The organism is Calidithermus terrae, from assembly GCF_003574345.1.
Taxonomy (GTDB): Bacteria; Deinococcota; Deinococci; order Deinococcales; family Thermaceae; genus Calidithermus; species Calidithermus chliarophilus.
The window spans coordinates 34,330-48,225 of sequence record NZ_QXDL01000004.1; the positions used below are offsets into that span (position 1 = coordinate 34,330).

Here is a 13,896-nt window from a genome sequence, read left to right on the forward strand (position 1 = left end):
CCCATAAGCCCATAGCCCATCCCCCACCCTCCGGGTGGTCCGATACCCCCGGACGCTGGACGAGGCCCCGGCTGAACGCGTAGGAACCCCACTCCGCCGTCCCCCAGCAATGACGCGACGACAAGCTATCGGACTACTCGGGTGGATGAGGCCGACAGGCTATCGGACTACTCGGGCGGGCAGGAGGGTAGAGGCGCCAGGAAAAGCGCATCATCACGCGGTTTTCCTGCTCCGGCCTCCACGCCGGGTGCCGCCCCCGAAGGCTATCGGACTACTCGGGTGGCCTGCGCCCCCAGACTCGGACTACTCGGGTGATCCCGGCCAACGCGGTGTCGGACTACTCGGGCGGACGTTATCGGACTACTCGGGCGGAATTGCCGTGACGGTTACCCACGCCGGAACCTCAGGGCTCGGACATCTTGGGTGAAAGCCTGCCCGGGCTATCGGACTACTCGGGCGGAACCATCGGACTACTTGGGCGGGAATTGCCATGGAACGCTGTGGTGACCAGCCGCCGCCGGGGCGGCTGTTGTTGTCAATCAAATTTCTAATTTCTTAAGAACAGAACCTTTAATAGACAACAATCAGCGCTCGCCGTTAAGATCTGACCATCATGAAGGAAGATCCGCGCCGGGATCTGCCCAGGCACATCGACGAGGGCAACCTCGCGCGCCTGGGCCTCATCAGCATCCAGGAGCGCATCCCGGAAGACTTGGTCGAGTGGAAGGTCGAGCTCAACCTCGGGGGCAACCGCGCACAGCTGCGGTGCGCGGCGGTCCCCACGTACGGGGGAGTGCCGCACGGGCTGGACAACGACGTCAGCCTGGCGCTGCTGACGATCTACCAGGCGGCCGGCAGCCCGGCCGACGGCACCTTCGTCACCACCGCCTACCAGATCCTCAAGACCATCGGGCTCGACACCAGCGGCCGCTACTACCGGGCCCTGCGCGAGAGCCTGATGCGGCTGACCCACACCACCTACACCGCCAGCCAGGCCTGGCACGCGGACGGGCGGTGGCAGAGCCGCACCTTCCGCTACCTCGACAACATCGAGTTCACCCACAAGGACGAGGGCGAGCTCGACAGCAGCTCGGTCATCGAGATCACGCTGGGCAAGGAGATCGTGCGGTCGGTGCGCGCGCGCTACATCAAGCCGCTCGACCTCGAGCTCCTCACCAGCCTCAAGCGCCCGCTGACCCGGGCGCTGTTCCGCCTCCTCGACGGGCAGCGCCTCCCCGCCGACCTCCCCGGCCCGGTGCGGGCCTTCCAGGTGAGGCTCCTCGAGTGGGCCGACGTCTGCAAGATCGTCGACAAAAGGCCGGAGAAGATCCGGCGCACGCTGAAGAACGCCCACGACGAGCTCATCGAGCGGGGCTACCTCGAGTGCGTCGAGTACGTCGGCAGCGGGAAGGCCCAGGTGATCGTCTACCACTTCGGGGACGTCCGGCCCCTGCCCGACCCGGCCGCGGTGGACCTGCTGGTGCGCAGCGGCCTGTCGCTGCCCACCGCCCAGCGCTACGCGCGCGAGTATGGCTACCCCCGCGTCAAGGAGCGGGTCGCGCTCTTCGAGGCCATCCTCGAGGGCGGCTACCGGCCGCGCAACCGCCAGGGCTTCCTGGTCGACGTCCTGAGGGACGAGCAGGGGAAGTACGCCAACCCCGGCGGCTTCGTCGCCGAGAACAAGAAGGCCGCGCGCCGCGCCCGGGGCGCCGGCGAGGCCCGGGCGTCGGCCGAGGCCGAGGGCGACTCTCTGGCCGAGTGGAAGGCGAAGTCGCCGGAGGAGCGGCTGAGCCACCTCAAGAGCCTGCTGGCGGTGGTGCTGCGCAAGGAGTTCAAGCCGCTCGAGTTCTCCTTCCTCTTCGAGCTCCTCGAGGCGGGCGAGGTCGACCGCGACTGGCTCTACGCGGAGGTCCTGGCCAACTCGACGCCCCGCAGGGCCTCCGAGCTGGCCCAGCGGCTGCGGGGGATGCTCGAGGGATAGGGGGGTTGCCACGGCGAGGGCGCGCGGCAGACCTGGTAGACCAGCAGGCCCCGCAGCGTGCCCGGCTGTATGGGGTTGTCCAGGCCCGGCGGCAGCGGCTCGAGGCGGTCCTCCCCGTTGGCGAACCCCGGGTCTTTCACCCGACTCTTCCGACGGTGTTCGCCCAAGTATCCAAACGCAGACGAGCATGCTGCCGCGCCCGGCGGCATGTCTGCGAGTCCAAGTATTCCGATGGTCCCAGCGGGCGCAGGGGCTCAGACCCCGCCGAGCCGCTCGAGCACCAGCGGGTCGTGGTAGCGCTCCAGCCCCAGCGACGCCCGCACCCCCGCCAGGGTGGGCCGGCGCTGGGCGGGGCCAGGCCGCAGCCAGCCGTAGGGCGTGGCCACGAGGTAGTCGCCCGCGCAGCGCAGCAGCGCGGCTGTGCCGTGATCGCGGTCGACCTCCAGCACCTCCCAGTCGCCCGCGGTCATCCCCCCCAGCAACTCGGGCGGAGGGGAGAACTGCGCCAGATAGTCCACCAGGCTGCACCCGGCGAAGGCCTGCCAGCGGCGCTGCGAGAGGCGCCGCCGGGCGCGGTGGAAGGCCTCGAGGCGCTCGGGGGCGGCCTGCAGGATCAGCGGGTGGCGCGGGGTGAAGTACGGCTCCTTGAGGCCCAGGCCGTCCCCCAGCCGGAGCACGAAGGGCTTCTCGCCGCGCACCCGCTTCCAGGCCAGCTCCGCCTCGCCCGAGCCCCCCAGGGGCTGGCGCAGATAGCCGCGCGGGTGCTGGCGGTAGCGGACGAGCACCGCGGCGGCCGCCCCGCAGGGGACGCCCTCCAGGGCGCGCTGCAGCGCGCCCTCGTCACGGCCATGGACCACGGTCACGGCCTCGCCTCAAGCCCCAGCCGCTCCCTGACCAGCCGCACCGGCAGCAGGTCGCTGTAACCGGCACCCTGGGCCTCGACCTCGGCCCGCAGCAGGCAGGGGTCGGCGGCCAGGCCGCGAAGGAACAACGCCCGGCGGATGGCCTCGGGCGTCCAGTCGGGGTGCTGCTCGAGCAGCTCCTCCACCAGGCGGCTCAGGCGGCGCCGGCTGGGCGCCAGGGCGGGGCTCTTCTCGGGGATTGGGATCGCACTGTGCCTCATATAATCTCCTATGATGAATACATATATCACAGAATTGCCGGGCGCGGCAGCCGGGGAGCGGTGCCACCCGGCTCGTACCAGGGCTAGGGAGAATGGGCGCGAAGCTCCGGGTTTTGATGCCAGCCCCAGCCTGTATTCGCCGGGGCCAGCCTTGAGGGCCAAGAGCGATCAGGGAGCTGGGGCGTGATCCGAGGGGTAGGCTGTCACCTGCTCAGCCTGTCGCTTTCACGAGGGGCAAGCCCGATGTGAATGATGTAGCGCTGGTTGCCCGATTTCCTGCGATACCGTTCGAACAGTTCCAACAGCTCGCGCTGGAGCGCTTTAGCGTCAGGAGGGTCTAGTAGCAGGGCATCGCTCCAGGTGTTGAGTACGGCGGGCACCCCATCGCCCAGAATATCCCAGGATCCCTTGCGGTCTTGGGACGGGTTGATAGTGAGCGTTCCGTCGAGCTCGAGCCTAATCTCCACCCCACGCTGGTGTAGAAGCTCCGGAGATGCCTGCTCTAGGGCCACCCAGAGCCTGTGGTTCCATACGCGTTCGGTGTGTTCGAAGTGCGCCATCGGAACCAGTTCTTGCGGCACTATGTACCGTTGTGCTCGGGCTTGATAGTACCTGATTGGCCTTCCCACACGCCGCTCGACCTTGACCACCTCGAGAAGCCCCAAGCGTAGAAACTTATCCGCCCAGTAGTGAAGGTTCGGGATCGGTGTAGAGAGCTCCCCGGCGACCTGCCTCAGGCTGCGTGGCCCCTTCATGAAGGGCGCGAGGTAGACCAACGCCTCGGGCCGGGTCAACAGCTCCGCCGCTTTCCGGTCGTTAACGACCATCTCCGACCTATTCAGAGATTGATCTTCCATTTTAACAAGGCTAACACATAGGATGCCTCCAGCTTCGTACAGCCCCTTGGGATCACTTTTTCAGGAAGCGAGGTGCAGGGTGAGCAGGCACTACGTGCCGACCAAGTACTTGAGCTACTCGACCTCCGAAACGGGCTCCCTCGTTATCTATAACACCCTCAATGGAGCGATCTGTGCGGTGCCGCCGGGGCAGGCCGCCTACGTCAAGGGGGCACTAAAGCGCAGCGCGCGGCACCGGGCTCCGCTAGAGGGCATTCTCCAGGACCTCAGCGAGGGCGGCTTCCTCATCCCCGAGGGCACAGACGAGAACGAGCTGCGCCACCTACAGTACCTGCGGAAGTACGATGATCACAGCTTGAGGCTCATCGTCATGCCCACGGAGGCGTGCAACTTCCGCTGCACCTACTGCTATGAATCGTTCGAGCGCGGCAAGATGCCGCCTGAACTGCGCGAGGGGATTAAGCGGTTCGTGGCGACCCAGAGCAGGCTGGAACAATTTGATCTCAGCTGGTTCGGGGGTGAGCCGCTTCTCGCCGCCGATGTGGTTGTCGAGCTGACCCAACATTTCCACATCTACTGCCAGAGCCACGGGATCCGCTTCAGCTCGAGCCTGACAACCAACGGTTCCCTCCTCACCCCCGACCTCGCCGAGCAACTGCTCCCCTATGGCTTGTCGTTTCTCCAGATCACCCTAGACGGGGTTGAAGAAGAGCATGACAAGCGACGCGTGCCGATTGACGGCGCGCCCTCGTTTAGGCGGATCATGGATAACCTCCGCTACCTCAAGTCCACGAGCTACCCCTTCGTGGTATCCCTGCGGCACAACTTTGATCCCGAAGGGCTACGGCGTTTGGAGGAATTCCTCCAGCTCCTCGCACAAGAGTTTGGTGGAGACCCTCGCTTCACCACCAGCTTCTACGCCATTGGCACCTGGGGCGGGGCGAATGACGACCGCCTCGAGGTGTGTGAGCAGGACTCGGCCTACCAAGCTGTCATGCGCGCCCGCCGGTTGGCGACCGAGGCGGGTCTGCGCAACACCTTTGTCCTGGAGAGCCTTCAGCCCAACGGAGTCGTGTGCTACGCGGCGAACCCGCGGTCGTTCGTGATCGGCTCGGACGGTCAAGTGTACAAGTGCACCGTGGAGCTAGACTACCATGACCGGAACATCGTCGGGCGGCTTCACCCGGATGGCTCGATGGACCTGGACTGGCGCAAGGTTGCCCTGTGGTGCGAAACCAACGGGCTGGAGGAGGGCAAGAAGTGCTCGACCTGCTTCTTCAGCCCGAGCTGCTACGGGGCGGCCTGTCCAAAGGACTGGATGGACAGTGGCGATTGCCACTGCCCGACCGAGAAGGTGACCATCCGGGAGACTCTCCAACTCATCCAGCTCGAGGCGACGATGCCCGAAGCCGATGGGGTCTCCGCTGGTCTGCAGTGTACGAGAGGCTGACCGCGCGGAATCATGTGCGGCTTCGGCTGATCGGGAGGAGGGAGGTGATGTGCGGAGGCTCATAGAAACATCACGGTGATCGAAATAAACCTCAGCGTCATCCGATCGGTCTCGGGTATCAAGCGTTCGAATGGAGGTAGACCATGCAGGCCAAACAGATCAGGTGGATCGTAAAACCCGTGCAGGCCTCTCGACCCGGCACCCGTCCCAACACCAACGTCAACTGCCTCTGCTAGGCAGCTCCGGTCCCGCCTAGCCGCTGCGGCTAGGCGGGACCGGAATGAACGACTATGTCCTCCTCACTCTGTGACAACCTGCTCGTTGGCGTATCGGGGGGCATACAGTGCGTCAACCTCCACAACTACCTATTCCACTTCCGAACGGTCCTGGCGAGGCAGGTTAAGGTGATCATGACGCCGTCCGCGGCCAAGATGGTGAGCCCGGCCGTGCTGGAACTTTATCTTGATGACAGGGTTTTCGTGGACTTCTGGGACCGGTCTACCGAGGTGAAGACCCCCCACATCCAGCTGACCCGGTGGGCCGACTTGTTTGTGGTAATTCCTGCCTGTGCAGACATCATCAGCAAGGCCGCGAATGGGATCGCCGACAATCTCCTGGCCGCGGCCATCGTCAGCTACCCTGGACCTGTGATTTTCGCGCCCTCAATGAACCCCTCGATGTGGCGCAGTCCCGCCGTACAGCGCAACCTAAGGACGCTGACAACGGACGGGCACTACGTCATCCCACCTGCCCCAGGGGTCGCCGTCGGTTCGGGCGAGTGGGAAACAGGCATGGCGGCACCAACACCGGAAGAGGTCGTGCGGCACCTGAGACACGTGCGGATGAGGCGCCTCAAGGAGGAGTACTGGGACGAAGCCACCCGCGAAAAGCCCAAGACCCCCTTCCAGAGGAAGCTTGAGCGGCTGCAACTCATGACCGAGGCGGCGGCCGAACCCCCGCTTGTGAATCCGACCCCGACCCCACCGTGACCGGAGAAGCCGATCCGTAGGAGCCTCCTGCTCACCGGACTGCAAGGTACGAACGTGCAAGCTACCCCACCGTATTCCAGCATCTTCCGCAACCCTGCGTTCCTGGCGTTCTGGGCGGCGCAGACTGTCTCTTCGGCAGGGGACGCTGTTCGCCGCATGACCCTGCTGCTGTGGGTCTTCGCCGAGAGCGGCCAGTCTGGCCTGGCTATCGCTGCGATTACCGTTGCAGAGACGGTACCCTACCTGTTGCTCAGCCCCCTGGCCGGGGTGTTCGTGGACCGCTTTAACCGGCGGGCCATCCTGGTCGGGGCCGACCTGGCCCGCGCTCTGCTCAGCCTGGCGCTGGTCTACGCGGTGGTCAGCCACAGCCTGTGGTTGGTCTACCCGGTCATACTACTAGCCACACTGTTCTCAGCTGTCGCGGAGGTGGCCGCCGGCACCGTGCTGCCCCGCGTCGTCGAAGACCGCCAGCTCGAGCAGGGCAACGGGTTGCTCGTCATCGGCCAGCAGGCCGCCCTCATCGCGGGCCCGGCCCTGGGCGCCGTGCTCTACACGACTGTGGGCCCAGGAGTGGCTTTCGTGGCGGACGCTGCCACCTTCTTGTTATCGGCGCTGCTCATCGGGCTAGCGCTGCCCCCCCACCGCCTTCAGCCCACAGAATCAGGGACTCCATCCCGGGGGCGGAGTTCATTGTGGGGCGATATCCGTGCGGGCCTCCGCTATCTTCTCGGTGCGCGCCTGATTCTGGCTAACTTCGCCATCACCTCCACAACCGCTCTGGCCGCGGGGATCAATGGCACCGTGATGATCTTCTTCATCACGAGAACCCTTGGCCACAACGCGCCTGACTTAGCTTGGCTCGCCGCCACCAACGGCGTCGCCCAGATGCTGGTGGGCGGCTACGTCGTCTGGCTGGCCCACCGGGCCCGGCTCGAGCGCCTGCTGGCCGCCAGTCTCGGCCTGATGGCCCTCGGGGCGACCCTGGTGGCCGCCGCGTGGAGCCTGCCCGTGCTGGTGCTGGGGGTGATCCTCACCTCCCTGGGCAACGCCCCCTTCAACATCGCCCGCGACACCCTGGACCAGCGCTACGTCCCCCCGTCCTACCTCGGGCGCGTGCGCAGCGCGGTAGACATGTCCACGACGGCCCTGTTCCTCGCGGCCTCGAGCCTGTCGGGCTATCTGGTCCCGCTGCTCGAGCCCCGCGCCCTGCTGTCGGCGTCCGCCACCATCTCGGTGATCGTGGCGCTGGCGGGCTGGCTCGTCCTGGTGCCCCTGCTGAAGAGAGCCAGCCCGCCTTCGGAAGGAAGCGTAGCGGCTCAGGGGCAGGAAGATCATGTCAGACAGCCATAACCCTAAGCCTGACGAATTCGCTTGGTTGGAAGACCTGTGCGATCCGCGGACAAGGCGCTTCCTCGAGGACGAGAACACCCGCGTCGAGAGGTTTCTCGCGGGGCACGTCGGGCTCTACCGTGCTGTCATAAGCGAGCTCATGGCCCTGAGGAGTGTGTTTACGGAGTCACCGGCCATGCCGGTTGGCAACTACCTCTATTACGACCGCACGGATTCGCCTGACGGATGGCCCGTTTTCTGCCGCCGCCGGGTGGGGACTTTGGAAGAGGAGGTGCTCGTAGACGTGGGAGAGTTGGCCTCCGAGCGTGGGAGCCTACATGCCATGGTCGGCTCGGTCAAGCCCAACGATGACCATAGCAAGATCGCACTGTCCATTGACCTTACTGGGCACGAGCGGTATACAGTGCTGGTTAGGGATCTCGAGAATGGCAGATTCTTGGAGGAAATACCCGACGTATACGCTGATTTCGAGTGGTCGCCGGACGGAAAGGGCCTCTATCTTCTGGGGCTGAGCGAGTCAGGGCGGCCCGAGCGCTTGCTGTTCCGGCCACTCGGGCCGCAGGGAGTAGGCCACCAGACCCTGCTGGTTGAACCAAACGAGCATTATGCGCTCACGCTCGCGCGTTCGCGCAGCCGGGCCTATCTTTTCGTGACCTCGGTCGGTGCCGAGGACACCGAGGTCCATTACCTCGAGCTGGACCGTCCGAATCGCCCGGTACAGCTGTTTTATCAGCGCAGAGAGAGGCTACGCTACTGGCTGGAGCACTGCCGGGATCGCTTCGCGGTGTTGACGAACCTCGACCGGACAGATCTCCGTGTGATGTTTGCTCCCTGCGAACCAACCCCGCCAGAGGGATGGATCGAGGCGCTTAGTCCAGCCGAGGGGGTCGTTTCAGGGATGGACGCCTTCGCCAGCCACCTGGTCATCTACGGCCACGAGAACGGGTGCGGGCGGATTTGGGTCCATGACCTGGCACAGGGAGAGACTTGGCCAATCCCAGCCCCTGAAGCCGGGGTGCCGGAAGGTCTCGGGGTGTTTTCTCCAGCCGAAAACGGTGACTACCACGCTCGCTGGTTCCGGTTCGAGTTCAGCTCCCTGGTCACACCGGAGGGACTTTGGGAGGTCGACCTGGAAACGCGATCGGTGCGGCTGGTCCATCGCCACAGCATCCCGGGCTACGACTCCGGGAACTACTGCGCGGAGCGAGTCTGGGCCGAGACCGACGACGGGAGCGCTATCCCGATCTCTCTGGTCTACCGCCACGGTTGCGCCGCGGGAACCGTACGCCCGTTGTATCTCTACGTCTACGGGGCATACGGCGCGGTCACCAGCCCTAGCTTCAGCCCCTTCCGCCTGCCTCTGCTGGACCGGGGTGTGGCCTTCGCTATTGGGCATATCCGCGGCGGGGGCGAGCGGGGCCAGGCCTGGCACGACGGGGGGAGGCGGCTGAACAAGCGCAATGCGGCCCTCGACGTGATTGCCTGCGCCCAACACCTTATCCGCGAGGGCTATGCCTGTCCCGATTCCTTGGTGCTCGCGGGTGTCAGCGCGGGTGGGGCGGCGGTGGGCGCCGCGCTCAACGCGCGGCCCGACCTGTTCCGGGCGGTGGTGGCTAGGGTGCCGTTCGTGGATGTTGTGGGCGGGATGCTCGACGAAACCAGCGCTCTCTCGGCCCTGGAGACCGCCGAATGGGGCGACCCAGACGCCCCAGACGAGCTCGCCTACATGTTCTCGTACTCGCCTTATCAGAACCTCAAGCCCGGCCGTTACCCCGCCATCCTGGCGGTGGGGGCCATGAACGACACGAGAGTGCCGTACTGGATGCCCGCGAAGTGGGTGGCCCGCATCCGAAGCTATCGCACCGGCCGCAACCGGCTCCTCCTGAAGACCCACCTGGATACGGGCCATCTGGGGGCGGGGAACCTGATCGACGAACTCGAGGACGCCGCCCTGGAGTGGGCCTTTGTGTTGGCCTGTGTCGGTCGAGACACCCACGGAGATATAGCCGAAAAGGCCACAACGCAGGCTTGTCCGTAGGGGCTCGGCGGGATCTGCGCCCGTTTCCCTCGACTGCTAGCCGCTGCCTTCCACCGGACGGGTGTGTGTTCCCCTGAGGCCCCTGCATGCACACGAAGGCGCGGGGCCCGCTCCGGCCCCGCGCCGCCCCTCCGCAAGACGATTTAGCCCTGGTGCCCGGGCACCTCTGCCGCAGGACGTACCCCCTCCGCGACGGCCCGGGCCAGGCCTGGGGGGCTTATGACGCGCCTCGGGACGGCAAGGCTCGAATGCGATGGGGCGGGGCCTACCCGAGGAGTAGCCGCCGCCGCCTGCCCGGTCTCGCCCCCGCGCGCCCTGTACCCCTGGCCGGGCCTCGGAGCGCGAGGTTTGCCGAAGGGGCGCATTGGTTGCCCCGGCGGGCGGTGTGAGGTCCGTTTCCCCCCCGGCTCCCGGCAGCGAGCTGGGGACCCGGACACGGGCCGTTCCCGTTTGCGCTCTCGCGCGACCATCCAGGCGGATCACGGCCCCATCCTAGCCGAGGCTGCCCGAGCAGTCAATATATATTTCCTCAATAGGACTTTGCGGGCACCACCCCGGCCAGCGGGCGGCGGGCCCCGATGTAGCGGCCCGCGTAGCGGCTCAGGGGCTCGACCACCACGCCCCCGCGGGCCTGGCTGGCGTGGGCCATCAGGCCGTCCCACAGCACCAGGCCCACGTGGTCCACCGGCCGACCCGGCGCGCGGAAGAACACCAGATCCCCCGGCAGCAGGTAGGCGGTGGTGACGGGCGGGAGGCGGGTGTACTGCTTGAGGGCGGTGCGCGGCAGCCGCCAGCCCAGGTGGGCGTAGACGCGCTGGACGAAGGCCGAGCAGTCGAGCCCCACGCGCGGGTCGGTGCCGCCCCAGCGGTAGGGCGTGCCGTAGTAGGCCTGCACCAGGCGGTAGAGCTGCTGGGGGTCCACCGGTAGACGATCCCCTGTCGGGAGGGCCTGCGGCCCTGCACCAGCCGGACGATCCCCTTCGGGACCGGCTGACGCCGGTACACCAAGGTGTACGGGCGCAGCCCGCCCCGGCTGGGCGGCCGCGAACGGGACAGCCGCCAGCAGCAGCACAGCGGCGGCCCGGGCCACGGCCGGGCTCACCGGCGCTCCCAGCCCTGGCCGTTGGCCCGCACCAGCCCGCGGGCCTCGAGCGCGCCCACGATGCCGCTGAGCTCGACGAGGCCGACCCCCAGCGCGCGCATGAGCTCGCCGCGGCTGCTCTGGCCCTCTTCGATGAGCTGGAGCGCCCGCCGGGCCTGTGGGGGCAGGCCCTCCAGCAGCGCCACCCCGTGCTCGATGGACTCGGCCACCTCGATGCGGGTGCGGGTAATCCGGCTGGTCTGCTGGAGGAAGCTCGCCGCGGCCAGGTCCCCCTCCCTCGCGGGCTCTCCCCGGCGCTCGGGGCCGTCGTGTGCCGGCACGGCGTGGCGCACGGGCTCGCGCCCGTCCCCGACAGGAGTGGCCCTGACCGCCGGCGGGGCCGCCTCGCGGGGGGGTTCTGCGGCGGGGCGGCCCCCGGCCGCCCCCTGCAGCCGCAGCAGCTCGCCGATGACCTTGCCCACCACCAGCGTCGAGACGGGCACGAACAGGCTTTGCAGGAAGACCTCCCAGCCGGCCATGCCGGGCACCCGGGCCATCGCCAGCAGGTTCCCCCCCCACACCAGCGCCAGCGCGGCCAACGCCCCGCCCACCGCCCAGCGTGCGCGCGGCACCAGGTTGGAGATCAGCGACAACAGAAACGCGGTCAGCTCGAGGCTTACCGCCAGCCCCAGCGCAAACCACCCGGGCAAGCCCCCCGAGGTCAGGGCGTACCACTGCGCCAGGTGGCCCGCGCTCACCACCAGCGCGGCCACGTAGGCCAGGAGCAAGGGGTAGACCATCCGTCCGGCGTAGCGCTCCATAGGAATCTCCTATTGATATTTTAGATACCATCAAGTCACCAAAATGAGTCCTCAATGAGAAGCACAAGCAAGAGGGTCTTTGCCGTCCAGCACAGCAAAGACCCTCTATGGGCGGCGCCGCCCGGGGGTGGCTCAGGGCTGCTCGAGGAGGGCCTCGATGTCCTTGAGCTCCTGCTCGAGCTGCCGCAGGCGCTCCCGCACCTCCTGGCGGCGGTCCTGCTCGAGGCGCGCCGTGCGGCGGTAGAGCCGCCGGATAGTGCGCTCGGCCTCCGACGCCTCGCGCCGCGGCGCCCCCAGCCGCGCCAGCTCCCGCTGCAGCGCCTCGCGCAGCTCCCGCAGGCTGAGCGCCTGCAGGCTCTGCGCCAGCGCCCACAACGCCTCCTCGCCCAGGGCCGGGTGCTCGGGGAACAGCCGCCGGGCGCGCTTGACCCAGCCGTTGAAGCTGCGGGCGCCCTCCCAGCTCAGCCGTCCCTCGCGCAGCGCGCGCTGCACCACCGGCAGCATCGCCCGGTAGCGGATGAGCCGGTCGCGCAGCTGCGCGGCGGGCAGGCCGAAGGCCTTGAGGTCGGCGTCGAGGGACTCCATCACCTCGCGGTAGCGCAGGCGCAGCCACTCCGGCTGTTCCTCCAGCGGCGCGGCGCCGGGGTCGAGCACGTAGCGCAGCAGGTCCATCCACTGCTCGAGGGAGAGCGCGGGGTCGTAGAGCTCGCGGTGGTACTCCCAGGTGGTCCGCACCACCGTCCAGAACAGCTCGAAGGGGTCGAGGGGCTGCTGCTGGTTGGCCGCCATCACCAGCTCCGCCTCGGCCGCCCCCCGGAAGGGCGTGCGGCTGAGCAGGCAGGGCACCTGCAGGCCCAGCTCGCGGGCCACCCGCAGGCGGCGGTGGCCCGAGATCACCCGCAGCCGCTGGCCCCCCTGGTCCTGCACCAGCAGCGGCACGATGACGCCGTAGCGGCGGACGCTGGCCTTGAGCGCCTCCAGTTCCTGGGGGTCGTAGCGGCGGCGGGCCTGCTCGGGGCTCTCCTCGAGGTCGTCCGGCGCCATCATCAGCACCGGGTCGGAGTTCCTCAGCAGCAGGGGCGCCGCGGTCCCGGGTAAGGGGTGGGTTTCGGTCTGCATCTCGCCTCCGAGCCCCCCGGCGCCCGGGCACGGCCCGCGCCAGGGGGGACGCCCCCAGCCTAGCCTCCGCGTCCCCCGCTGCGCCGCGCCAAGATGAGAACCGGCGGGGGCGGCGCGCCGGCCTTCGCGGCAGAATGGTCCCATGAAACCCTCGCTACCGCACACGACCGCAGCCCCCACCGTCCCCCTCGGCGAGCTCTCCCGCCTCAGCGGCTACAGCGAGCGCAGCCTGCGCCGGGCCGTCGAGCGGATCCGGGCGGCCGGGGGCGACCTCGAGGCAAAAGACGGGCGGGTCGGTGGCGCGGACCTGCCGCTGCTGCTGGCCGCGCTGCACGAGCTGGCCACCGAGTACCGGTCGGGGCAGGGGGGTCAGGCCACCCCGCCCATCCACGAGCACTTCGACGCGCTGCGCCAGCGCCGCGAGCGGGGCGAGGCGCCGGTCTTGCCGGAGCCCTACGCCGCGCTGCTGCAGGCTCCGGCAAAGCGTGGGCCCGCCAGGGAGGAACCGCCCGTGCCCCGCCAGGCGGAGGGGCCGGATGCCGGGGCCCCCCGGGACCCCCAGGACAACGCCCTGGCGCGGGAGCTGGCCCGCCTGAACGAGCGGCTGGGCGAGTTCGGGGATCGGCTGGGGCGCCTCGAGCTGCGCCTGAGTCACCTGGAGGGGCGCTTCGCGGCGGCCGAGCGGGGGTTGCGCAGTGTGGAGCTGTTGCCGGACGACGAGGAGGCCGAGGGCAGCCTCTACGCCCTGGTCACCGGCCTGCTCGGGGCCTTCAACGACCGGCTGGGCGCGGTGGAGCGCCAGGTGGCCCAGGCGACCGGCGACATGGCCTCGATCGCCCTCAAGCTGGCCGACAACGACAAGGAGCTGCGCGACCTGCTGCGGGACCTGCTCGCCCAGCTCAGCCCCCGCTAGGCGCGCCCCGCAACGTCGGCCCCGGCCGCAGGGCACCCAAAGGACTCGTCGGCTGCGGCCGGGGGTTCCTCTATGGAACCACAACAGTTTAACCCCGGGCCGCCGTTCCGGGCGCCGCAGATGAACCTGAACCGCCGCCCGCCGCGCCGACCCCGGGGGGTGCCCGAGATCCCC

General features: G+C 68.1%; 12 protein-coding genes. 6 read left to right on the top strand and 6 right to left on the bottom strand.

The annotated features are described in order from the left end of the window. Positions 1-613: 613 nt before the first annotated feature. Complete coding sequence (locus tag Mterra_RS01160) at positions 614-1,981, top strand: replication initiator protein A (protein WP_119313491.1); 1,368 nt, start codon at positions 614-616, stop codon at positions 1,979-1,981. A gap of 254 nt (positions 1,982-2,235) precedes the next feature. Here the strand turns inward: Mterra_RS01160 and Mterra_RS01165 are convergent, their stop codons facing one another. The 3 genes from Mterra_RS01165 to Mterra_RS01175 form a co-directional block, all read right to left on the bottom strand. Next, complete coding sequence (locus Mterra_RS01165) at positions 2,236-2,844, bottom strand: hypothetical protein (RefSeq protein ID WP_119313492.1); 609 nt, start codon at positions 2,842-2,844, stop codon at positions 2,236-2,238. After that, positions 2,841-3,104, bottom strand: a complete 264-nt coding sequence (locus Mterra_RS01170; protein WP_119313493.1) for a hypothetical protein — start codon at positions 3,102-3,104, stop codon at positions 2,841-2,843. The genes Mterra_RS01165 and Mterra_RS01170 overlap by 4 nt, the downstream gene beginning before the upstream one ends. A gap of 203 nt (positions 3,105-3,307) precedes the next feature. Continuing rightward, a complete protein-coding gene (locus Mterra_RS01175) occupies positions 3,308-3,961 on the bottom strand; it encodes a hypothetical protein (protein ID WP_147372488.1) in 654 nt (217 codons plus the stop codon). Between the two features lie 94 nt (positions 3,962-4,055). Here Mterra_RS01175 and Mterra_RS01180 point away from each other — a divergent pair, with 94 nt between their 5' ends. The 4 genes from Mterra_RS01180 to Mterra_RS01195 all read left to right on the top strand — a co-directional run bounded on the left by Mterra_RS01180 (position 4,056) and on the right by Mterra_RS01195 (position 9,788). Further along, positions 4,056-5,411: a radical SAM/SPASM domain-containing protein gene (locus Mterra_RS01180; protein WP_218022855.1), complete on the top strand. Its 1,356-nt coding sequence runs from the start codon at positions 4,056-4,058 to the stop codon at positions 5,409-5,411. A 290-nt stretch (positions 5,412-5,701) separates the two neighbouring features. Further along, positions 5,702-6,400 (top strand): flavoprotein, encoded by a 699-nt coding sequence (locus Mterra_RS01185; RefSeq protein ID WP_119279284.1) that lies wholly within the window; start codon positions 5,702-5,704, stop codon positions 6,398-6,400. 54 nt (positions 6,401-6,454) lie between these two features. Beyond that, positions 6,455-7,750: an MFS transporter gene (locus Mterra_RS01190; RefSeq protein ID WP_169730730.1), complete on the top strand. Its 1,296-nt coding sequence runs from the start codon at positions 6,455-6,457 to the stop codon at positions 7,748-7,750. Then, on the top strand, positions 7,734-9,788 hold the full coding sequence (locus tag Mterra_RS01195; protein ID WP_084542472.1) for a prolyl oligopeptidase family serine peptidase: 2,055 nt from the start codon (positions 7,734-7,736) through the stop codon (positions 9,786-9,788). Before Mterra_RS01190 ends, Mterra_RS01195 begins: the two co-directional genes overlap by 17 nt. Before the next feature lie 529 nt (positions 9,789-10,317). On the opposite strand, the gene Mterra_RS01200 is transcribed toward Mterra_RS01195, so the two are convergent. The 3 genes from Mterra_RS01200 to Mterra_RS22785 all read right to left on the bottom strand — a co-directional run bounded on the left by Mterra_RS01200 (position 10,318) and on the right by Mterra_RS22785 (position 12,809). Beyond that, positions 10,318-10,710 carry a C40 family peptidase gene (locus Mterra_RS01200; RefSeq protein ID WP_245971457.1) on the bottom strand — a complete coding sequence of 131 codons (393 nt, stop codon included), beginning with the start codon at positions 10,708-10,710 and terminating at the stop codon, positions 10,318-10,320. Between the two features lie 176 nt (positions 10,711-10,886). Further along, positions 10,887-11,690 (bottom strand): ArsR family transcriptional regulator, encoded by an 804-nt coding sequence (locus Mterra_RS01205; protein WP_119313494.1) that lies wholly within the window; start codon positions 11,688-11,690, stop codon positions 10,887-10,889. 132 nt (positions 11,691-11,822) lie between these two features. Next, a complete protein-coding gene (locus tag Mterra_RS22785) occupies positions 11,823-12,809 on the bottom strand; it encodes a ParB/RepB/Spo0J family partition protein (RefSeq protein ID WP_176582496.1) in 987 nt (328 codons plus the stop codon). A 142-nt stretch (positions 12,810-12,951) separates the two neighbouring features. On the opposite strand from Mterra_RS22785, the gene Mterra_RS01215 reads away from it, so the two are divergent. Next, positions 12,952-13,722: a hypothetical protein gene (locus tag Mterra_RS01215; protein WP_119313496.1), complete on the top strand. Its 771-nt coding sequence runs from the start codon at positions 12,952-12,954 to the stop codon at positions 13,720-13,722. Positions 13,723-13,896 lie beyond the last annotated feature (174 nt).